Origin of the sequence: Nonomuraea muscovyensis (assembly GCF_014207745.1) — a bacterium.
GTDB classification, from domain to species: domain Bacteria; phylum Actinomycetota; class Actinomycetes; order Streptosporangiales; family Streptosporangiaceae; genus Nonomuraea; species Nonomuraea muscovyensis.
Window position 1 is genome coordinate 679,332 of record NZ_JACHJB010000003.1, and the last position, 19,726, is coordinate 699,057.

The window sequence follows — 19,726 nt, forward strand, 5'->3', positions numbered from 1 at the left end:
CGGTCAGCGTGCCAGGTGGGGGCGGGCGGCGAAGAGGCCGGCGACCGCCTGGACGAGGCAGAAGGCCAGGCCGGCCAGCAGCGGCACGGTCCAGCCGCCCGAGGACTGCCTGAGCACCCCGATCAGCAGCGGCCCGGCCGCCGCGAGCACGTAGCCGCACGACTGCGCCACCGCCGACAGGGCCGTCACCGATGACGGGTCGGGGGCGCGCAGGGCGATGATGAGCAGCGCGAGCGCGATCGCGGCGCCCTGGCCGAGGCCGAGGATGATCATCCACAGCCAGGGCAGGGTCGTGGGCGCGAGCAGCACGCCCAGGTAGCCGACGATGGTCAGCGCCGTCGCGACCGTCACGTGCGGCACCTGGGAGGCGCGGCGGCCGGCGTGGACGGGGACGGCGAGGGTGGCGGCGATCTGGGCCAGGTTGGTCAGGCTGAGCAGGTAGCCGGCCTGGTCGGCGGGCAGGCCCGACTCCTGGAAGATCGTCGGCAGCCACGCCAGCATGATGTAGAAGGTCAGCGACTGCACCCCCATGAACAGCGTCACCCACCACGTGACCGGGTTGCGCAGGATGGCGGCGAAGTGGCGCGGCCGGTCACCGGAGAGCGCCGGTCTGCGCAGCGCCTGGGGGAGCCACAGCAGGGCGGCGGCCACGGCCGGCACCGCGACGAGGGCCGAGACGCCGCGCCAGCCGTGGCCGGTGAGCCGCTCCAGCGGGATCATGAGCGCGGACGCGGCGGCGGCACCGGCCACGAGCCCGGAGACGTAGACCGATGTGTACGCCCCGATCTGGTGGGGGAAGTGCTGCTTGACCACGCCCGGCATGGCCACGTTCATGATCGCGATCGCGGTGCCGGCCAGCGCGGAGCCGAGGTAGAGCGCCGGCACGCCGTCCACGGTCCGCACGAGGACGCCGGCGGTGAGCAGCAGCAGGCCCGCGAGCAGGGTCCGGTCGAGGCCGGCGTGCCTGGCCAGGATCGGCGTGAGGCCCCCGAACACCCCGAGACACACCACCATGACCGTGGTGATCGCGCCGCCCCCCGCCGGAGTCAGACCGAGATCCGTCATGATCTCGTCGAGCAGCGGAGAGACGCCGGCGAGTGCGGGCCGGAGGTTGAGCGACGCGAGGATGAAGCCGCCGAGCAGGAGGACGGTGCGTGACGACATTCAGCCGGTCCGTGCCCGGGTGTGTCCCTGCAAGGTCATCTGGACAGGGTACGCCGCGGCGCCGGCCGCACCCGCGGTGGGTGAGCCGTGAGACCTGGATGCTCGTGGTCGAAAGTCCTTCGTTGTGATCCACTGGAAGTGGCCGCGTCCGTCCGGCAGGGTTCGGCCGTCGGCGCGTGGCGGGCAAGGGCGAAGCCGGCCGGGCCGTCTGTCCACCGGCAGTCCACGTTCACGCCGATCTCCGCTCATCCGGGCAGGGGATCGCGCGGGCCGCCCTGTCACAGAGGAGGTGGGCATGCGCATCGGATTCGCGGTACCCCAGTACGGCCCGTTCGCCGACCCGGACTTCATCCGGGAGGCCGCCACGAGGTTGGAGGACATGGGCTACGACAGCCTGTGGGCGGCCGACCGCGTCATCGTGCCGCTGGCCCCCAGCCACCGCTACCCGGGCGGCGACGGCCGCATCCCCGAGGCGTACGCGACGTTCTTCGACCCGCTGTCGGCGCTGACGCTCGCGGCTGTCGGCACCAGCCGCGTCCGGTTGGGCACCAGCACGCTGAACGCGCTGTGGCAGCCGCCCGTCCTGCTGGCCCGCAGCCTGGCCTCGCTCGACCTGATCAGCCACGGGCGGCTCGACGTCGGCCTCGGCCTGGGCTGGCTGGGCGACGAGTACACCGCGACCGGGGTGCCCTGGCGGGGGAAGAGCCCGCGGCTGGAGGAGACGCTGGACCTGCTGGAGACCCTCTGGTCGGCGGAGGTGGTGGCGCACGAGGGGCCGTTGTGGACGGTGCCGCCGTGTCGCGTGGACCTCAAGCCCCACCAGCGCCCCCGGCCGCCGATCCTGCTCGCCGGGCTGACCGCGGCGGCCCTGGAGCGGGTCGGCCGCCGAGCCGACGGCTGGCTGGGGGCGGCCATGCCCGCCCCGTACCTGAAGCACCTGTGGGACACGGCGCTGCGCTCGGCCGAGAAGGCCGGCCGCGACCCCGCCGCGCTGCGCATGGTGATCCGGATCAACCCCAGGATCACCCGGGACCCCGTGCCCGCCGGCGAGGTGCCGCGCGCCGGCACCGTCGCCCAGATCGCCGGCCACCTGGACGCGCTGGCCGAGGCGGGCGCCCACGAGGTGTTCGTGGACGTGCAGACGACGACGTCCGCGCGCGGCGAGCTGATGGACATCGCGGAGGAGTTCGTCGCGCGCGCACGCGATCGCCGGTGATCGCGGGTCAGGAGCGGTGGCGGTAGCGGTTCGTGGCCTCGCGGGTGGCGTGGATGGCGGCGCTGGCCGTGTCGTAGGTGCGCTGGGCGAGGCCGACGAAGACGCAGTCGACGATCAGGAGCTGGCTGATGCGGCTGGCCAGCGCCCCGGGCCGGAAGGCGGTCTCGCGGCCCGCCGACACCATCGTGTGGTGGGCCACCTCCGCCAGCGACGAGCGCGGGTTGTTGGTGATGCCCACGACCACGGCCCCCGCCTCGGCGGCCGTGCGGGCGGGGACGAGGACGTCGGGCGTCTCGCCGCTGCAACTGATCGCCACGGCCACGTCGCCGGGGCGCAGCAGGGCGGCACTGGTGAGGGCGAGGTGGGCGTCGGCGAACGGATGGCTGGACACGCCGATCCGCAGCAGCTTCTGCGACATGTCGGCGGCCACCAGGCCCGAGGCGGCCACGCCGTACACGTCGACGCGGCGGGCGGCGGCGATGGCGGTCACCACCCGGCCGAGCAGGACCGGGTCGAGCTGCGCCGCCGTGTCGGCCAGCGCCTCCGCCTCCGAGCGGGCGACCTTGGCGATGACGTCGGTGAGCGGGTCGTCGGGGCCGAGGTCGCCGGGCACGAGCCGGTCCGGCTCCCTGGCCTGCTCCTTGGCGACGGCCGCGGCCAGCGCGAAGCGGAGCTGCGAGTAGCCGGAGAAGCCGAGCACGCGGGCGGTGCGGACGATGGTCGCCTCGCTGGTGCCGGACACCGCGCTGAACTCGGTGATGGTGCTCCGGACCACGAGCTCGGGGTCGCTGAGGATGATGCGGGCGATGGTCTGCGCCGCGGGCGTGAGCGACGGCAACACCGCCCGCACCGCGGCCACCGGGTTGGCGGGCTGCGCAGGGGTGGTGGCGCCGGGCACCCGGCCGCCGGTCATCGCACCAGCCATTCGGCCGCGGCCCGTGCCGAGACGCGGGAGACGCCGTGCGTGGCGACATGGGTGGCGTGCGGGCCGGCGGGCGGGTCGGCCGGGACACCGGTGTCCACGACGATGACGTCGGGGCGCACCCGTACGGCCTGCGCCACCCGCTCCCGGACCCAGGCGTGCCGGGCGGCGTCGTGCACCACGAGCACCACCGGCCGGTCGTCGAACGGTGGCAGCTCGCCCTCCTCCGCGAGCCGGGCGCGGGCGGTGCCGGGCAGCAGTTCGGCGAGCGCGGCCGTCAGGCCGGCCGGCATGGCCGGGTCGACGGCCTGGCTGAAGCGGGTGTTGACCTCCACGACGAGCGGTGGCCGGGTCAGCCGGCCGGTCCCGGACGTGGTGAGCGCCGCCCGGGCGGCGTCGAGGCCCACGCCGGGGTCGGCGTCGGCGCGGGCCTTCTCGCGCAGCGCCGCCTGCTCGCCGTACCAGTCGGACACGGCCCGCACCCGGGCGGCGGCCTGCGCCAGGCGCTCCTCGGGGAGCACGCCCTCGCGGACGGCCGCCACGATGGCGTCGCGCAGCTCGTACAGGGTGCGCTCGGTGGTGAGGCCGGCGCAGATGGCGTCGGCGCCGGCGGCGAGGGCGCGCACGGCGATCTCGCCGGGGGTGAACCTGGCCGCCACCGCCCGCATCTCGATCGCGTCCGTGACCAGCATCCCGTCGAAGCCCAGCCCGTCCCGGAGCAGGTCGGTCAGGATGGCGCGGCTGAGCGTGGCGGGCAGCTCGGGGTCGAGGGCGGGCACCAGCAGGTGGCCGCACATGATCGCCCGGACGCCGGCCCGGATCGCGGCGCGGAACGGCGGCAGGTCGCGTTCCGCCAGCACCTGTCCGGAGGCGTGCACGGTCGGCAGCGCCAGGTGTGAGTCGGTGGCCGTGTCGCCGTGGCCGGGGAAGTGCTTGGCGCAGGCGGCGACCCCCGCTCCCTGCACGCCGTGGACGTAGGCGACGGTGTGCCGGGCGACGAGGTCCGCCGTCGGGCCGAACGAGCGGACGCCGATCACCGGGTTGGCCGGGTCGGCGTTGACGTCGGCCGAGGGCGCGTAGTTGAGCGTGATGTCGGCTTCGGCGAGCATCCGGCCGATCTGGCGGCCCACCCGCTCGGTGAGGGCGACGTCGTCGATCACGCCGAGCGCGCGGTTGCCGGGGAAGGAGCTGCCGGCGGCCACCTCCAGTCTGGTGACTGCCCCGCCCTCCTCGTCGACGGCGACGACGACGCCGGGATTCTCGGCGCGCAGGGCCCGTACGTGCCCCGCGTCCGGCCGGTTGCGGGCGAACAGCACCGCTCCGCCCAGTCCCTCGCCCAGGGCCCTGCGCAGCCAGTCGGGTGCGGTGGTCTCTTCGTAGCCGGGCTGCAGGACCGCCAGGGCGAGTCGGTACAGGTCAGCGGACATGTGGCAGTTTCCTTCACGGTTGTTGAATTGAAGGTAATTTTCTGTCATCGTCGCCCTCGACACAACCGCTTCCCGGAGGCCACCCCCATGCCCAGCAGAAGGACAGTTCTCAAGGGTCTCGCCCTCGCCGCCGCCGCCACCGCAGTACCGCTGCCCGCCTTAGCCTCCTCCGCGTCCTCGCTCGACGACGCCTACGTCCCGCCGCTGCGCCAGATGCGCGGCATGTGGATCGCGTCGGTCGTCAACATCAACTGGCCCTCCAAGCAGGGGCTGAGCGTGGACCAGCAGAAGGCCGAGTACATCGCCTGGATGGACCTGGCCGTGCAGCGCAAGCTCAACTCGGTCTTCGTGCAGATCCGGCCGACCGCCGACGCCTTCTGGCCGTCGCCGTTCGAGCCGTGGTCGCACTGGCTGACCGGCACCCAGGGGCAGGATCCCGGCTACGACCCCCTCGGATTCGCCGTGGAGGAGGCGCACAAGCGCGGCCTGGCCTTCCACGCGTGGTTCAACCCGTATCGCGTCTCCATGCAGCCGGACCCGGCCCAGCTCCACCCCGACCACCCCGGCCGCAAGCACCCCGACTGGATCCTGCCGTTCGGCGGCAAGCTCTACTACAACCCTGGCCTGCCCGAGGTGCGGAAGTTCTGCCAGGACGCCATGCTCGACGCGCTCACCCGCTACGACATCGACGGCCTGCACTTCGACGACTACTTCTACCCCACCAACACCACGGCCTTCGACGACAGCGCCGCGTTCGCCCAGCACGGGGCCGGCTTCCCCGACCTGGCCACCTGGCGCCGCCACAACGTCGACCTCATGGTCTCGGAGATGCAGCAGCGCGTCCGCGAGGTCAGGCCGGAGGTCGCCTGGGGCATCAGCCCGTCGGGCATCTGGCGCAACAAGGCCGTCGACCCGCTCGGCTCCGACACCAACGGCGGCCAGTCGTACGACAACCTGCACGCCGACACGCGCGGCTGGGTGAAGAAAGGCTGGCTCGACTACATCGCGCCGCAGCTCTACTGGTACATCGGCCAGCCGCCCGCCGACTACTCCAAGCTCGTCCCGTGGTGGTCGGACGTGGCGAGCGGCACGAACACGCTGCTGTGGATCGGCCAGGCGGCCTACAAGGCGGGCGACCCGGCGCAGGCGGCCCCGTGGCAGGACCCGGCCGAGCTGTCCAAGCACCTCACGCTCAACCGCGCCCACCCCGAGATCTCCGGCGACATCTGGTACAACGCCAACGACCTGCGCGCCGACCGGATCGCCTCGATCAGCACGGCCGTCGGCGACCACTACACCCGCCCCGCGCTGGCGCCGGTCCTGCCCCGGCTGGCGGGCGGCGAAGGGCCGCGGCGTCCCGTCGTGGCGTACGCGCTGCGCCGCCCGGCCGGTGGCGTGGAGGTGCGGGCGGTCGCGACGGGCCGCGACGAGCCGTTCCAGTTCGCGGTGTTCCGCTTCCCGGACCGGGCGGCCTCGGGGGCCTTCGGCGACGCGCGTCACCTCGTCGCCGTCGTCCCCGGCGACCGGCAGGTCCGATGGGTGGACCCCGACGGCAAGCGGGGTGACCACTACTACGTGGTGGCGGTCGACCGGGCCAACCGGACGAGCAGGCCCAGCAACGGGTTCAGGGTCCTCTAGGGAGCGCGATGCGGGTTCTCGGTCTCATCTCCGGCACGTCGCACGACGGCATCGACAGCGCGGTCGTCGACTGGTCACTCGACGGCGGCACGCTCATCGGCAGGATCGAGCACGTCGGCGAGCGGCCGTACGAGGCCGGGCTGAGAGCCCGCATCGTCGCCGCCCTCCCGCCCAACCGGGTGGACATGGGGGAGGTGTGCGCGCTCGACACCCTCATCGGCCAGGCGTTCGCCGACGCGGCACGGCACGGGCCCAGGGCGGACCTGATCTGCTCCCACGGGCAGACGCTGTTCCACTGGGTGGAAGGTGGCCGGGTGCTGGGCACGCTGCAGCTCGGCCAGCCCGCCTGGATCGCCGAGCGCACCGGGCTGCCGGTCGTCTCGGACGTGCGGGTCCGCGACGTCGCCGCCGGTGGGCAGGGCGCGCCGCTCGTGTCGTATCTCGACCTGCTGCTCGTGGCGGGGCTGCCCGGCCGCGCCGGAGCGCTCAACCTCGGCGGCATCGCCAACCTGACCGTCGCCGGGACGGCCGCCGCGGGCCCGATCGCCTACGACACCGGGCCCGCGTGCGCCCTCATCGACGCCGCGGCGCCGCCGTACGACGAGGACGGCGCGCTCGGCGCGGCGGGCACGGTGGACGAGAAGCTGCTCGCCGAGCTGCTGACCGAGCCCTACTACGCCCAGGACCCGCCGAAGACGACCGGCAAGGAACTCTTCACGCCCGGCTACGTCCGCGCCCGAGCCGGAGCCGACCTGCCGCTGCCCGATCTGGTGGCCACGCTGACGGCGCTGACCGCCGAGACCGTCGCCGCCGAGCTGCGCGGGCACCGGCTCGACACGGTGGTCGTGTCGGGCGGCGGTGTGCGCAACCCCACGCTGATGGGCATGCTGCGCGCACGCGCGCCGCACACGCGGCTGATGGCCAGCGACGAGCTCGGCGTGCCGGCCGGAGCGAAGGAGGCCGTCGCCTTCTCGCTCTTCGGCTGGCTCACCGCGCACGGCCTGCCGGCCACCGTGCCCGGGTGCACGGGCGCCACGGGGGCGCGCGTGCTGGGCACGGTGACACCTGGCTCCGACCCTCTGACGCTGCCGGAACCCCTCGCCGAAGCCCCGGTCGCGATCCGGCTGCTATGAAGCCCTGCGCCCGGCGGCCGACGGCTGGTCGGCCGCGGCTCCCGCCCGCTGCGGTGGCACCACAGGGGTGGGGCGCACCAGGCCCAGCGCGACGACCTCGTTGGCCAGCCGCGTGCGCCGGTTGGTGCCCTCCGGGATCCGGAACTTCTGGTAGAGCCGCAGCAGGTGCTGCTTGACCGCGGCTTCGGTCACGACGAGGTCGTCGGCGATCTCGCGGGCGGTCGCCGGGGCGACGAACGCCTCGTCCGACAGCGCCGGCCGGCAGAGCGAGGTCAGCACGTCGACCTCGCGTCTGGTCAGCTCGGGCGCCGCCGCCCTGCGGAGCTCGATCTCGGGGGTGAAGTCCTCGCGGGGGACTCCGCCGATGCGACCGCGCGCCGCGCCGAAGGAGACGACGTCGCCGTCGTCCAGGACCCTCCGGGCGATCGGCCTGCCATTCACCCGCGTGCCGTTGCGGGACAGGCCCAGGTCAACGACATACAGGTAGGGTCCTCGCCTGACGAACTCGGCATGGAGTCGAGACACGCTCGGATCGGTCAGCCGGATGTCGACACCGCGGCCCCTCCCCACCGTCGTGATCTCGGGGCGCAACGGGACCACCTCGCCGGTGTCCTCGATGCGTATGAACGGCCCCTCCACGGCAGTTCCTCCCCAGGTAGCCCGCCGTAACTATTACTACAGCTCCGGCTTACCCAACCGAGGGGATGCGGAATCGCCTTTGCCATAAGGAGAATCCCGCATGAAATTGGTCTGGACCTCTGCCGACGGTTTTACCTGCTCACGGGTAGACTTCCAGCGACGATAAGCGGAGGAAACACTCATGGCGGACAAGCCCACGAAAGGCCTGGCCGACGTCGTAGCCGCGTCCACTGCGCTGAGCGACATCGACGGGAAGGCCGGTCGTCTCTTCTACCGTGGATACGACATCCATGACCTGGCCGGCCGAGCGACGTTCGAGGAGACCGCGCACCTGCTCCAGCGGGGCAAGCTGCCCAGCCGCGCGGAGCTGGCGGAGTTCGGCGCCGAGTTGGTCCGGGGCCGTGAGCTGGGCTCGCTCGTGTCCGCGAACATCCCTGAGATCGCCGAGAAGCAGAAACCGATGGAGGCGCTGCGCAGCCTGGTCTCCCTGTCGGGCGCCGACGATCTCGACAAGGACTCCATCGAGCCCGACGCCAACCTGCGCAAGGCCGCCCGGCTGACCGCGCAGCAGCCGCTGCTCGTCGCCCGCTACCACGCGGCCCGCACCGGGGGCCGGACGCCCGAGCCCGACGCCGAGCTGAACATCGCCGCGAACTTCCTGCTTCAGGTCACCGGCCGCATGCCGGAGCGGCGCGAGATCGAGATCTTCGACGCCTGCCTGGTGCTGCACGCCGACCACACCATGAACGCCTCCACGTTCGCCGCCCGCGTGTGCGCCGCGACCCTGTCGGACATGCACTCCGCCATCGTCGCCGCGATCGGCACGCTCAAGGGCCCGCTGCACGGCGGCGCGAACGAGCAGGTCATGAAGACCCTGGAGTCGATCTCGCCGTCCGGCGTGGCCCAGGCCGTGCGCGACAGGCTGGCCGCGGGCGAGAAGATCATGGGCTTCGGACACCGGGTGTACAAGACCGAGGACCCGCGCGCCACCCACCTGCGCAAGATGTCGCAGGAGCTGGCCGAGGCGTCCGGTGACGACACCTACTACCGCATGTCGAAGGAGATGGAGGAGGTCGTCTTCGAGACCAAGGGGTTGTATCCGAACGTCGACTTCTACGCGGCGTCGGTCTACCACTACCTTGGCATTCCGACCGACCTCTTCACGCCGGTCTTCTCGATCAGCCGTATGTCGGGATGGACGGCCCATGTCATCGAGCAGCACGCCGACAACCGGCTGATCCGCCCCGACAGTGAATACATCGGGGAGCGTGACCAGAAGTGGAAGCCGATCGAGGAACGGTGAACCGTTCCGGCGAGACCTGGGGACCGTACCCGCTGATCCTGGCGGGTGCGGTCGTCGCCGTTGCCACGGCACTGCTGGCGGACCTGAGGTGGGGCGGGTTCGCACTGGGGGGAATGATCATGATCGCGGCCGCGCTGCGCTTCGCCGGGTACGGCGGGGCGCTCGCCGTCCGCAGCAGGAAGACCGACGTCATCACGCTGGGCGTGTTCGGGTTCGTGCTCGTGCTGACCTCGATGTTGCTGGGGAACAACGCGCTGAAGGCGTTCATCATGTCCCTTTTCGCACGGTGACATGGCGGTCCGATAGCCTCAACGCATCCATTCATTGAAGGGGAACCATTCGCATGCCCAAGATCAAGGTGGAGAATCCTGTCGTCGAGCTTGACGGCGACGAGATGACCCGGATCATCTGGCAGTTCATCAAGGACCAGCTGATCCTTCCCTACCTCGACGTCGACCTGAAGTACTACGACCTCGGCATCGAGCACCGTGACGCCACGGACGACCAGGTGACGATCGACGCCGCCAACGCCATCAAGAAGTACGGCGTCGGGGTGAAGTGCGCCACCATCACCCCGGACGAGGCGCGGGTCGAGGAGTTCGGCCTGAAGAAGATGTGGAGGTCCCCGAACGGGACCATCCGCAACATCCTCGGCGGCGTCATCTTCCGCGAGCCGATCATCATGTCCAACGTGCCGCGTCTGGTCCCCGGCTGGACCAAGCCGATCGTCGTCGGCCGTCACGCCTTCGGCGACCAGTACCGCGCCACCGACCTCAAGGTCCCCGGCGCGGGCACGCTGACCCTCACCTTCACCCCGAAGGACGGCTCCGAGCCGATCGAGCTGGACGTCTACGACTTCCCCGGCCCCGGCGTCGCGCTGGCCATGTACAACCTGGACGAGTCGATCCGCGACTTCGCCCGCGCGTCCATGCGCTACGGCCTGGCCCGCAACTACCCGGTCTACCTCTCCACCAAGAACACGATCCTCAAGGCCTACGACGGCCGCTTCAAGGACATCTTCGCCGAGGTCTTCGAGGCCGAGTTCAAGGAGGACTTCGAGAAGGCCGGGCTCACCTACGAGCACCGCCTGATCGACGACATGGTCGCCGCGGCCATGAAGTGGGAGGGCGGCTACGTCTGGGCGTGCAAGAACTACGACGGCGACGTGCAGTCCGACACGGTCGCGCAGGGCTTCGGCTCGCTCGGCCTGATGACGTCCGTCCTCATGACGCCCGACGGCCGCACCGTCGAGGCCGAGGCCGCGCACGGCACGGTGACCCGTCACTACCGCCAGCACCAGCAGGGCAAGCCCACCTCCACCAACCCGATCGCCTCGATCTTCGCGTGGACGCGTGGCCTGGCCCACCGCGGCAAGCTCGACAACACCCCCGCGGTGACCGAGTTCGCCAACACGCTGGAGCGGGTCTGCATCGAGACCGTCGAGAGCGGTCAGATGACCAAGGACCTGGCGCTGCTCGTCGGCGGCGACGCCGAGTGGCTGACCACCCAGGACTTCCTGGCCGCGCTGGACGAGAACCTCAAGAAGAAGATGTCCGCCTAGACGTCGAATGCGGCCTCTACCTGCGATTACTACGCAAGGTAGGGGCCGTTTCGCATGCACCTCCAGCGTCGGATGAGCGCTCCCGCGCTATCCGGCGAGTTCTTCTCGGAGCATGAGGGCCAACTCCGCCGGCCGCGAAAGGAACGGTGAGTGCGAGGAGCGCAGCCGGCGGGTCCGCTGAGCACGCCTGGCCATTTCTTCCTGGACGGGCAGGGGGATGGCGAGGTCGTCCTCGCACAGGATGTACGTACTGGGCACCGTGTGCCACGCGGCCCGGGTGAGCGGCTGGACGGCCGAGGCCAGCGACTGGCGGCCGAGCCTGGCGACGGCTTGCTGCGCCAGGCGTGGTTCCACGTCGCCGTACAGGACCTCCATGGGCTCGGACACCTCGAAGTAATCGTGGTCCGGGCTTCCATGAGGCTGCTCGTGCACATCCCAATAGGGTGGATACCCGCCGCCTACCAGTGAGAGGACCGAATCACCGACGTCCTGCATCAAGGCGGACAGGTAGACGACCCGCCGCACGTTACCGACAGTTCCGGCAGCTTCGCTGACCGGGCATCCTCCGTAGGAATGGCCGACCACCACGGTGGGGGCGTCGATGGCGGCGAGGGCCTTGGCGACCACCTCCGCATCGTCATAGAGGTCACCCAGAACTGCCGGTGCCTTTCCGCTGCTGGACAGGGTGACCGTTCGTACGTCGACATCCGGGAGGTGGTCGATCAATGGCTGCCAGCACCATGGGCCGTGCCAGGCGCCGTGCACGAGCAGGAGGGTGCGGTGGCCACTCACTCGTGCCTCTTTCCGGCGGACGCGCACGCATCCAGCAAGTAGCCGGAGACAGCAGAGCACAGGTCGTCGATGTGCTGCGGGTGAACGGCATCGCGCCGCAGCGCCCCGGATTTCTGTGGCGTAATTCCTACGCCATGGACCGCCTGGTTGACGCCCATGACGTCACCTCCCACGGCAATCCCCACTTCGGGGATGCGTAGTTCGGGAGCCCCGCTGCGGCAGCCGGCAAGGCGATAGGACGGATCCGCGCACTCCGGCACGCCTGCGCTCGCTCTTTCATCGTCTGCAGCCGGACGATAGCACCCTCACCACAGATTCGTCCCGATTGATGACCTCGACGACGGCCGAGCCAGTCCGACCCCGGCAACCTCATCGCCACGGGCTGGTCGAGTTCGTGCGCCGTCGAACGACCGCCCTCTTCCGGTCGCCCCGGTGGTGGCAGGCGATGTCGGCACCTGGACCCGGACCGCGTCGGACGTCTCGCAGGACGCGTGAGCAGACCAGCGCCTCGACGCGTCTCCTGGCACACGACCAGGGAGGGTACGGATGCGAGTGGGCGGGCGGGACTGCGACACTTAAGGCGAGTCCTGGCTCTTCCAGCAGTACGGCCGGACGCCCTTGAGTGTCCTGTCGCGGTTGGGTGCGCCTGCCGGCAGGTAGGCGTCGCGGCTGGGGCAGACATGTCGTTCCGCGATCGCGTCCGAGCGGTGTGGTGCCGGGATCGGGTCGATACCGCCGTCACGCCGCGGGCGATCGGGTACGAAGCTGGAGGTGTCTCGGTGGCTTCGATGGTCCCTGCGGCGCGGTCACTGGTGGGACGCGGCGAGGAGCTGTCCTACATTCGCGCCTACTTTGAGGACGCCGCCGTTGCCGGCGGGGCGTTGCTGCTGTCCGGCGAGCCCGGAGTGGGGAAGACGGCGCTGCTCGACGCCGCGGCGGCGGCCGCCTCGGAGTCGGGCACGCGGGTGCTGCGCGCGGCCGGGGTGGAGTTCGAAGCCGATGTCAGCTATTCCTGCCTCAACCAGTTGCTGTTCCCCTTGTACGGCGCGTTCGAAGCGCTCACCGCGGTCCACCGCGACGCCCTGCGGGTGGCGCTGGGTTTCGGGAGCGGGCCGGCGCCGGACCGGCTCCTGGTGTCCAACGCGGCCCTGCTGCTGGTTCGCGAGGTCGCCGTGGAGGGGCCGCTGCTGCTCGTCGTCGACGACGTGCCATGGGTGGATCGGGCGAGCGCTGCCGTCCTGGGGTTCGTCGCCCGGAGGGTGGTGGGAAGCAGGGTCGGTTTCCTGGCAGCGTCGCGGTCGAATGCCGGTGGTTTCTTCGAGCACGGGGGGCTCACGGAGCTCGTGCTGCGACCGCTGCCGCCGGCGGTGGCTCAGGATCTGCTCACCAGCCGGTTTCCGGGGCTGGCCCTCGGGGTGCGCCGGCGGCTGCTCGCGGAAGCGGGAGGTAACCCGCTCGCTCTGCTGGAGCTGGCGGCGGGGCTGAGTGGGCCGCAGCGTCTCGCGTCGGCCTGGGCGCCTGGCTCGGGCCTGCCACTGAGCCGGCGCCTGCAGGCGCTGTTCGCGGCACGGGTGTCGGACCTGCCCGAGCCGTGCCGCGAGCTCATGCTGCTGGGGGCGCTGGACGGCACCGGCGATCTCGGGCTGGTGCTGGCGGCGGCCGGCGAGCAGAGGCTCGATGACCTGGAGCCGGCCGAGCGCGACGAGTTGGTGCGGATCGAGGACAGGACGCGGCGTCTTGAGTTCCGTCATCCGCTGATCAGATCGGCGGTGGTCGAGGTGTCCACCGGTGCCGAGCGCCGCCGGGCGCACCTGGTCCTGGCCGAGGCGCTGGCCTCGCAGCTGGAGCGCAGGGCGTGGCATCTCGGCGAAGCGGCCGTCGGCCCGGACACGGAGGTCGCCGCCCTGCTTGAGGAGGCCGCCCACCGCAGGTTGCGGCGAGGCGACGCCGTGGGCGCCATCGCCTCGCTGACCCGGGCGGCCGAGCTGAGCCCGGACGCCGCGGGACGGAGCCGGCGCCTGGCGGAGGCGGCCTACATCGGCGCAGACGCGGGCGGAGAGCTGGGCGATGCCTCCCGGCTGCTCGTGGACGTGCGCCGGGCGAACCCCGCCGGCGGCGATTCCCTGTACGCCGCGGCGGCGAGCGCCTTCGTGCTGATCAACGGCGAGGGCGATGTGGACACCGCGCACAGGTTGCTGGTCGGCGCGATCGAAGCAGGTGATCATGGCTGGCGCGCCGACAATGACGCGCTGGATGATGCGCTGCACACGCTGCTCCTGCTGTGCTGGTTCGCCGGGCGCCCGCAGATGTGGCGGCCGTTCTTCGCCGCGCTCGACCGGTTGACTCCCGAGGTGCCCGATCTGCTGTGGGTCCTGGCCCGGACGTTCGCCGATCCGGCGCGCACCGGCCATCGCGGCGCGGCCCGCCTGGACACGCTGATCGCCGGGCTGCACGAGGAGAGCGATCCGACCAGGATCGTGCGTCTGGGGACCGGCTCGGTCTACCTCGATCGCCTGGCGGGCCTGCGGGAGGCGGCCTGGCGGGTGGTCCGCATGGGGCGAGACGGCGCCGGACCGCCCCGCCGCCATCTCGGCTCGCTGCTGCACCTGTGCTTCGACGACTACCTCACCGGGCAGTGGGCGCAGGCATCGGAGCTGGCCGAGGAGGGGTTGCGGCTGTGCGACGAGCACGACTACAGGTTCTTCACCTGGTATTTCCGCTACGTTCAGGCGATGCTGGCGGCGGCCCGCGGTGAGGCCGACACCAGCCAGGCGCTCACCGACGCGATCCTGCGGTTCGCCGCCCCGCGCGGTGCGCGTGCCGCCGAAGGCTTCGCCCTCCACGCGCGAGCCGTCAACGACATCGGCCGGGGCGACTACGACAGTGCCTACCGCAACGCGAGCGCACTGAGCCCCGCCGGGAGTCTCGCCCCGTACGTTCCGCACGCGTTGTGGGCCTGCCTGGACCTCGTCGAGGCGGCCGTGCACACCGACCGGCACGCCGAGGCGGCCGCGCACGTCGACGCGCTGGGTGAGGCGAACATCGCCGCGCTGTCTCCGCGGCTCGCGCTGCTGAGCGCCGCGGCGGCGGCGATCACGGCCGAGGACGAGCGGGTCGAGGAGTCGTTCGAGGCGGCATTGGCGCTGCCCGATGTCGAGCGTTGGCCGTTCGACCTGGCCAGGGTGAGGCTTTCCTACGGCGAGCGGCTGCGGCGAATGCGGGCGACCGCCAAGGCCCGCGCCCAGCTCGGCGCCGCGTTGGAGGCTTTTGAGCGGCTCGGCGCCCGCCCCTGGGCGGAACGGGCCGCCGGCGAGTTGCGGGCCACCGGCATGACGAGACCGAGGGGCGCCACCCGGCGGCCTGCCACGCTGACCGCGCAGGAGCGCGAAATCGCCGAGCTGGCCGGCTCGGGCCTGACGAACAAGCAGATCGCCGAACGGTTGTTCCTGTCGCACCGGACCGTCGGTGCCCACCTCTACCAGATCTTCCCGAAACTCGGCATCACCTCCAGAGCCGCGCTGCGTGACGCGCTGGCCGCGTTCCCCGAGGAGGCCACGCCGCCCGACGCAGCCGAGGACCGCTGACCACAGTCATCGGCTAAGTCGTTTGACCGGTCTCTCTCCCGTCCGCCGCGCGCAGAGTTGATGTGCACGCAGGAACTGGACGGAGAACCGGATGCGAAGCGACCGCGCGGGGCCCGGCGAGCCCCCGGCTCACACGGACATCCATTGGCCGGCCGGGCTCACGCCGTCGGATGCGGACGCTTTCCAGCACGACGAAGCGTCGATCGACTCGCCCCCCGAGCGGGTGTTCGGATATCTGGTCGACGTGGATGGGTGGCCGTCGTGGAACCCGCAGGTGCGGCGAGTGCGGACGTCGGGCCGGATCGGTCCGGGCGCCATGTTCCAGATCGAGTTTCGCGGGCTGCGGCTGGACGCGATGGTCGGTGAATGCGTGCCGCCTTCCCGGTTCGGCTGGGCGGGCACCACCACTGACCTGAGCATGTATCAGGCATGGCTGCTCCTCCCGACACCCTCGGGGACACGGGTGATCGCCGAAGAGATGGCGAAAGGCGCCACCGCGATCACGAATCGAGACGGGCGCGCCGCGGAACGGACCCGTGACGGCCATCGGGAACTGCTCAGCCGGTTGAAGCACGTGGCAGGGCAGGACTCCGGAACGGAGCCGTCCTAGGCAGCCCGCACACGAGCGAGCGACAACGAACGTCCTCGGACCTGGATCGGAGAAAGCGACATGCCCTTCATCACCGTCGGTTTGCTCGCCTTCCTCGCCAAGGACTGACCGATCCGATCACAGGATGCCCGGACACGAAAGGATCCACCGTCATGAGCACCCCCGCCACCGCCCTGGTCACCGGAGCCACCACCGGTATCGGCAAGGAGACCAGCCTTGCCCTCGCCCGCGCCGGCCACGCCGTCGTCGTCTCTGGCCGCCGTACCGAGGCCGGTGAAGCCGTCGTCCGTGAAATCCGCGACAACGGCGGCGAAGCCACCTTCATCGCCGCGGACGTCAACTCGGAGGATTCTGTCGTCGCTCTGGTCGCCGCCACCGTCGAGCGTTTCGGCCGACTCGATGTCGCGGTCAACAACGCCGGTATCTCCCTGGACACCGGTCGTCTGGCCGACGAATCCACCAGCACGTTCCAGCAGATGCTCACCACGAACGTGCTCGGTGTCTTCTGGGGCATGAAGTATCAGATCCGGCAGATGCTGAGCCAGGACAACCCCGGCGGGGCCATCATCAACCTGGCCTCGATCGCGGGCCTTGGTGGTATCCGCTACGCGGCCAACTACTCTGCCACCAAGCATGCCGTGGTCGGTCTGACCAAGTCCGCCGCACTGGAGTACGCCACCGACAACATCCGCATCAACGGTGTCGCCCCTGCCGCGACCAAGACCGACATCCTCAGCAACGCCATCGAGGCCGGCACCTGGGACGAGGCCACCATCGCGGCACTTCAGCCGGTGAACCGTATGGGCCGCCCGGAGGAGATCGCCGCGGCCATCACCTGGCTCGCCTCACCGGCGGCGTCCTTCGTCACCGGAACCATCCTCAACGTCGACGGCGGGTACAAGGCCCAGTAGGAAGTCCGTTGCCGCAGCGGGTCGGTTCACGCGGAGCGGGTGCTGACCACATCGCTCGGCGAAGTTCTTCACCCGGTCCAGCGCTGCTCTGGATCGATGGCGCCGGCCACCGTCTTCGGAGCCCACCTGGCCGAGACCACGTGGACGACCTGCCCTGAGGACCGCGACACGGTGGCCTGGCCGATGCCGACGCAAGCAACCGCTGTGTGGCAAGTGACACAAACCTAAGGAGATGACATGACAGACGCGCCACGCCCTCCGCTCCCGCCGTTCACCCGGGAGACCGCCATCGAGAAGGTCCGCCTGGCGGAAGACGGCTGGAACTCCCGCGACCCGGAGAGGGTCGCTCTGGCCTACACCGTGGACTCACGCTGGAGGAACCGTGCGGAGTTCGCCACCGGCCGCGACGAGATCGTCGCCTTCCTCACCCGCAAGTGGGACCGGGAGCTGGAGTACCGCCTCATCAAGGAGCTGTGGGCCTTCGACGGCAACCGCATCGCCGTGCGCTTCGCCTACGAATGGCGGGACGACTCCGGCAACTGGTTCCGTTCCTACGGCAACGAGAACTGGGAGTTCGACGACGACGGTCTGATGCGCCGCCGCTATGCCTGCATCAACGACCTCCCCATCCAGGAGTCGGAGCGCACGTTCCACTGGCCGCTCGGGCGCCGCCCCGACGATCACCCTGGCCTGAGCGACCTCGACCTCTGACCACCCGGCGCCGCGCCGTAGATCCAGGTCCGTCGCCGGATCTACGGCGGGTCTCGCGGGCGAACGGCCACACCTGCGGCGGAGGTCGTCTGGCGAACATCGCTCGACGAGGTCAGCCCGTCGTCGCCGTCAGGCGTCCTGCGGCTCGGGGGCGTTGGTGCCACGTGTTGCTGCGATCACTCGCATCAGCGCCCGGTGCAGGTCATGCAACTCGTCGAGGTCCATGCCGAGACGGGCCACGATGGCGGGCGGGATCTTCTCTGCTTCCGCCCTCAGCTGCCGGCCGGCGGGAGTGAGGGTCACGGCCAGGGCCCGCTCGTCCTTGCTGTTGCGTTCGCGATGGATGTAGCCAAGGGCCTGCAGCCGCTTGAGCAGCGGGGACAAGGTGCCCGGGTCGAGCTGGAGCAGCTCGCCCAACTCCTTGACCGACAAAGGCTCGTGCTGCCAGAGCGCGAGCATGGCCAGGTATTGCGGGTGGGTCAGTCCCAGGGGCTGCAGCAGCGGCCGGTACAGGCCGATCACGCTGCGGGAGGCGATGCTGAGGGCGAAGCAGACCTGCCGCTCCAGTGCCAGGGGATCTGTTGTCTCTGTCACAGGCTCCATCTGCCGGCGCCTCCTGTTGCCTCTGGTAGATTGCTTTGTGTACAAATTAATAGCCAGCAAACAGATGGTATGCAAATCATTCGCGAGCCGGCCCAGGAGGGACGTCCCAGTGTTTCACCGTAAGCCGCTGGAAGAACGTATCGCCGAGCGCCAGGCGAAGTTGCCGCCCCTGAAGGAGGGGCAGCACTTCGAGCATGGGCCGGCCAAGTTCGTGTTCATCTCGCTGATCACCGCGGTGGTGCTCATGCACATCGTTGGGCTTGCCATCGTCATGCACTTCGCCTGATCACACTGCGGCACCCGAGCACACGGAGCCGGTGTTGCCGAACCTCCGGGCTCGCCTGGGTGCCGGCGCCTCACCGAAATCGCGGCCTGAGACCCTTTTCGCTGCTCAGGGCCTCCCTTGGACATCCCGTGTCGATCAGTTGGGTATGACCCACGCGTAACAGTCGTGCGCGTCTCGGGGGGTTCGGATGCGACTGCGTGTCATCACTGGGGTGGGTACGGTCACGATCGCCGCGATCGTGAGCGGCTGTGGCTCCGAGCCCGCGCCGCAGGCCAAGCCGCCGGCCACGGCCGACGCGGCGGCGGCGAAGCAGAGCAAGGCCGCCAGGGCCGCCGCCGCGGCGAAGGTCAAGGCGAACGAGCTGGGGCAGGTGCCGGTGCTCATGTACCACCGGATCACCGAGAAGCCGGCGACCACGGACGACCGCAGTCCGGCGCAGTTCCGGGCCGACCTCGACCGGCTGGCCCGCGACGGGTACGTACCCGTCACCGCCGCCGAGTTCGTCACCGGCAAGATGGACATCCCGGCAGGCAAGCACCCCGTCGTCATCACCTTCGACGACTCCTCGCCCTCGCAGCTCACGCTGGACGAGACCGGCCAGCCGAAGCCGGACACGGCGGTCGCCATCCTGCGCGAGGCGGCCGCCAAGCACCCCGGCTTCCGCCCGGTGGCCACCTTCTACGTGACGCGCGACATGTTCGGCAAGTCCGTCAAGGAGGAGCAGGCGCAGGTCCTGATCTGGCTCAAGGACAACGGCTTCGACATCGGCAACCACACACGCGACCACCTCAACCTGCGCGGCATGGCCAAGAGCGGCGTCCAGGAGCAGATCGGGGCCATCGCCAAGGAGATCGGCGCGCTGGCCGGGATCAAGCCGGTCACCATCGCCCTGCCGTACGGCAACCAGCCGAGCACCAAGGAGTGGGCCGCACGCGGCAGGCTCGGCGCCGCCTCCTACGACCACAAGGGCGTCTTCCTGGCCGGCTACACCCCGGCGTCGTCGCCGTTCAGCAGGTCGTTCGACCCGCTGGGCATCCCCCGGATCAAGGCCATGGACAAGAAGGGCGACTGCGCCCAGTTCTGCTCCACGGCCTGGCTCGACTGGCTGAAGAGCAACCCGGACATGCGCTACACCTCCGACGGCGACGTGACGACGGTGGCGTTCCCCAAGTTCAAGAACCCGTTCCTGAGCACGACGCACAAGCCGTACGCGCTGCCGTACTGAC

The 19,726-nt window shown here is 70.7% G+C and carries 19 protein-coding genes; 12 read left to right on the top strand and 7 right to left on the bottom strand.

Annotated features, from left to right (window positions below; translation table 11 throughout):
• Window positions 1–3: 3 nt before the first annotated feature.
• On the bottom strand, window positions 4–1,164 hold the full coding sequence (locus FHU36_RS35005; RefSeq protein ID WP_185088340.1) for a CynX/NimT family MFS transporter: 1,161 nt from the start codon (window positions 1,162–1,164) through the stop codon (window positions 4–6).
• Between the two features lie 295 nt (window positions 1,165–1,459).
• Here FHU36_RS35005 and FHU36_RS35010 point away from each other — a divergent pair, with 295 nt between their 5' ends.
• Window positions 1,460–2,380: a TIGR03619 family F420-dependent LLM class oxidoreductase gene (locus FHU36_RS35010; RefSeq protein ID WP_185088341.1), complete on the top strand. Its 921-nt coding sequence runs from the start codon at window positions 1,460–1,462 to the stop codon at window positions 2,378–2,380.
• Window positions 2,381–2,387: 7 nt separating this feature from the next.
• On the opposite strand, the gene FHU36_RS35015 is transcribed toward FHU36_RS35010, so the two are convergent.
• Together FHU36_RS35015 and FHU36_RS35020 are read right to left on the bottom strand one after the other, a co-directional pair.
• On the bottom strand, window positions 2,388–3,293 hold the full coding sequence (locus FHU36_RS35015) for a MurR/RpiR family transcriptional regulator (protein ID WP_185088342.1): 906 nt from the start codon (window positions 3,291–3,293) through the stop codon (window positions 2,388–2,390).
• Window positions 3,290–4,729 carry a glycoside hydrolase family 3 protein gene (locus FHU36_RS35020; protein WP_185088343.1) on the bottom strand — a complete coding sequence of 480 codons (1,440 nt, stop codon included), beginning with the start codon at window positions 4,727–4,729 and terminating at the stop codon, window positions 3,290–3,292. The genes FHU36_RS35015 and FHU36_RS35020 overlap by 4 nt, the downstream gene beginning before the upstream one ends.
• 87 nt (window positions 4,730–4,816) lie before the next feature.
• Here FHU36_RS35020 and FHU36_RS35025 point away from each other — a divergent pair, with 87 nt between their 5' ends.
• Both FHU36_RS35025 and FHU36_RS35030 read left to right on the top strand, forming a co-directional pair.
• Window positions 4,817–6,367 carry a glycoside hydrolase family 10-like protein gene (locus FHU36_RS35025; RefSeq protein WP_185088344.1) on the top strand — a complete coding sequence of 517 codons (1,551 nt, stop codon included), beginning with the start codon at window positions 4,817–4,819 and terminating at the stop codon, window positions 6,365–6,367.
• Between the two features lie 8 nt (window positions 6,368–6,375).
• A complete protein-coding gene (locus FHU36_RS35030; protein ID WP_185088345.1) occupies window positions 6,376–7,500 on the top strand; it encodes an anhydro-N-acetylmuramic acid kinase in 1,125 nt (374 codons plus the stop codon).
• Here FHU36_RS35030 and FHU36_RS35035 read toward each other — a convergent pair.
• Window positions 7,495–8,139, bottom strand: coding sequence for an FHA domain-containing protein (locus tag FHU36_RS35035; RefSeq protein ID WP_185088346.1), 645 nt, complete (start codon window positions 8,137–8,139; stop codon window positions 7,495–7,497). The genes FHU36_RS35030 and FHU36_RS35035 overlap by 6 nt on opposite strands.
• A gap of 181 nt (window positions 8,140–8,320) precedes the next feature.
• Here FHU36_RS35035 and FHU36_RS35040 point away from each other — a divergent pair, with 181 nt between their 5' ends.
• Genes FHU36_RS35040 through FHU36_RS35050 form a run of 3 tightly spaced genes read left to right on the top strand, consistent with a single transcriptional unit; the run spans window position 8,321 to window position 11,003 of the window.
• Window positions 8,321–9,442, top strand: a complete 1,122-nt coding sequence (locus FHU36_RS35040) for a citrate/2-methylcitrate synthase (protein WP_185088347.1) — start codon at window positions 8,321–8,323, stop codon at window positions 9,440–9,442.
• Complete coding sequence (locus FHU36_RS35045; protein WP_185088348.1) at window positions 9,439–9,732, top strand: DUF3017 domain-containing protein; 294 nt, start codon at window positions 9,439–9,441, stop codon at window positions 9,730–9,732. Before FHU36_RS35040 ends, FHU36_RS35045 begins: the two co-directional genes overlap by 4 nt.
• 53 nt (window positions 9,733–9,785) lie before the next feature.
• The gene (locus tag FHU36_RS35050; protein WP_185088349.1) at window positions 9,786–11,003 is read left to right on the top strand and encodes an NADP-dependent isocitrate dehydrogenase; all 1,218 of its coding nucleotides are present in this window, start codon (window positions 9,786–9,788) and stop codon (window positions 11,001–11,003) included.
• Window positions 11,004–11,090: 87 nt separating this feature from the next.
• On the opposite strand, the gene FHU36_RS35055 is transcribed toward FHU36_RS35050, so the two are convergent.
• Complete coding sequence (locus FHU36_RS35055; protein WP_312892049.1) at window positions 11,091–11,855, bottom strand: alpha/beta hydrolase; 765 nt, start codon at window positions 11,853–11,855, stop codon at window positions 11,091–11,093.
• Window positions 11,792–11,953 carry a hypothetical protein gene (locus tag FHU36_RS35060; protein WP_185088351.1) on the bottom strand — a complete coding sequence of 54 codons (162 nt, stop codon included), beginning with the start codon at window positions 11,951–11,953 and terminating at the stop codon, window positions 11,792–11,794. The genes FHU36_RS35055 and FHU36_RS35060 overlap by 64 nt, the downstream gene beginning before the upstream one ends.
• Before the next feature lie 630 nt (window positions 11,954–12,583).
• Between FHU36_RS35060 and FHU36_RS35065 the strand changes: the two genes are divergently transcribed.
• The 4 genes from FHU36_RS35065 to FHU36_RS35080 all read left to right on the top strand — a co-directional run bounded on the left by FHU36_RS35065 (window position 12,584) and on the right by FHU36_RS35080 (window position 17,611).
• Complete coding sequence (locus FHU36_RS35065) at window positions 12,584–15,379, top strand: ATP-binding protein (RefSeq protein WP_185088900.1); 2,796 nt, start codon at window positions 12,584–12,586, stop codon at window positions 15,377–15,379.
• 91 nt (window positions 15,380–15,470) lie between these two features.
• Window positions 15,471–15,989, top strand: a complete 519-nt coding sequence (locus FHU36_RS35070) for an SRPBCC family protein (RefSeq protein ID WP_185088352.1) — start codon at window positions 15,471–15,473, stop codon at window positions 15,987–15,989.
• 152 nt (window positions 15,990–16,141) lie between these two features.
• Window positions 16,142–16,900 carry a glucose 1-dehydrogenase gene (locus FHU36_RS35075; RefSeq protein WP_185088353.1) on the top strand — a complete coding sequence of 253 codons (759 nt, stop codon included), beginning with the start codon at window positions 16,142–16,144 and terminating at the stop codon, window positions 16,898–16,900.
• A gap of 237 nt (window positions 16,901–17,137) precedes the next feature.
• On the top strand, window positions 17,138–17,611 hold the full coding sequence (locus FHU36_RS35080; protein ID WP_185088354.1) for a nuclear transport factor 2 family protein: 474 nt from the start codon (window positions 17,138–17,140) through the stop codon (window positions 17,609–17,611).
• A gap of 129 nt (window positions 17,612–17,740) precedes the next feature.
• Here the strand turns inward: FHU36_RS35080 and FHU36_RS35085 are convergent, their stop codons facing one another.
• Complete coding sequence (locus FHU36_RS35085; RefSeq protein ID WP_185088355.1) at window positions 17,741–18,214, bottom strand: MarR family winged helix-turn-helix transcriptional regulator; 474 nt, start codon at window positions 18,212–18,214, stop codon at window positions 17,741–17,743.
• Window positions 18,215–18,323: 109 nt separating this feature from the next.
• Here FHU36_RS35085 and FHU36_RS35090 point away from each other — a divergent pair, with 109 nt between their 5' ends.
• Together FHU36_RS35090 and FHU36_RS35095 are read left to right on the top strand one after the other, a co-directional pair.
• Window positions 18,324–18,500 carry a hypothetical protein gene (locus FHU36_RS35090; RefSeq protein ID WP_185088356.1) on the top strand — a complete coding sequence of 59 codons (177 nt, stop codon included), beginning with the start codon at window positions 18,324–18,326 and terminating at the stop codon, window positions 18,498–18,500.
• 187 nt (window positions 18,501–18,687) lie between these two features.
• Window positions 18,688–19,725, top strand: coding sequence for a polysaccharide deacetylase family protein (locus FHU36_RS35095; RefSeq protein WP_185088357.1), 1,038 nt, complete (start codon window positions 18,688–18,690; stop codon window positions 19,723–19,725).
• Window position 19,726: the final 1 nt, after the last annotated feature.

Excerpts from the sequence above, each read along its gene's own strand:
- FHU36_RS35005 (WP_185088340.1), bottom strand. The coding sequence starts at position 1,164 with ATGTCGTCACGCACCGTCCTCCTGCTCGGCGGCTTCATCCTCGCGTCG.
- FHU36_RS35010 (WP_185088341.1), top strand. The coding sequence starts at position 1,460 with ATGCGCATCGGATTCGCGGTACCCCAGTACGGCCCGTTCGCCGACCCG.
- FHU36_RS35015 (WP_185088342.1), bottom strand. The coding sequence starts at position 3,293 with ATGACCGGCGGCCGGGTGCCCGGCGCCACCACCCCTGCGCAGCCCGCC.
- FHU36_RS35020 (WP_185088343.1), bottom strand. The coding sequence starts at position 4,729 with ATGTCCGCTGACCTGTACCGACTCGCCCTGGCGGTCCTGCAGCCCGGC.
- FHU36_RS35025 (WP_185088344.1), top strand. The coding sequence starts at position 4,817 with ATGCCCAGCAGAAGGACAGTTCTCAAGGGTCTCGCCCTCGCCGCCGCC.
- FHU36_RS35030 (WP_185088345.1), top strand. The coding sequence starts at position 6,376 with ATGCGGGTTCTCGGTCTCATCTCCGGCACGTCGCACGACGGCATCGAC.
- FHU36_RS35040 (WP_185088347.1), top strand. The coding sequence starts at position 8,321 with ATGGCGGACAAGCCCACGAAAGGCCTGGCCGACGTCGTAGCCGCGTCC.
- FHU36_RS35050 (WP_185088349.1), top strand. The coding sequence starts at position 9,786 with ATGCCCAAGATCAAGGTGGAGAATCCTGTCGTCGAGCTTGACGGCGAC.
- FHU36_RS35060 (WP_185088351.1), bottom strand. The coding sequence starts at position 11,953 with ATGGGCGTCAACCAGGCGGTCCATGGCGTAGGAATTACGCCACAGAAA.
- FHU36_RS35065 (WP_185088900.1), top strand. The coding sequence starts at position 12,584 with ATGGTCCCTGCGGCGCGGTCACTGGTGGGACGCGGCGAGGAGCTGTCC.
- FHU36_RS35070 (WP_185088352.1), top strand. The coding sequence starts at position 15,471 with ATGCGAAGCGACCGCGCGGGGCCCGGCGAGCCCCCGGCTCACACGGAC.
- FHU36_RS35075 (WP_185088353.1), top strand. The coding sequence starts at position 16,142 with ATGAGCACCCCCGCCACCGCCCTGGTCACCGGAGCCACCACCGGTATC.
- FHU36_RS35080 (WP_185088354.1), top strand. The coding sequence starts at position 17,138 with ATGACAGACGCGCCACGCCCTCCGCTCCCGCCGTTCACCCGGGAGACC.
- FHU36_RS35085 (WP_185088355.1), bottom strand. The coding sequence starts at position 18,214 with ATGGAGCCTGTGACAGAGACAACAGATCCCCTGGCACTGGAGCGGCAG.
- FHU36_RS35095 (WP_185088357.1), top strand. The coding sequence starts at position 18,688 with ATGCGACTGCGTGTCATCACTGGGGTGGGTACGGTCACGATCGCCGCG.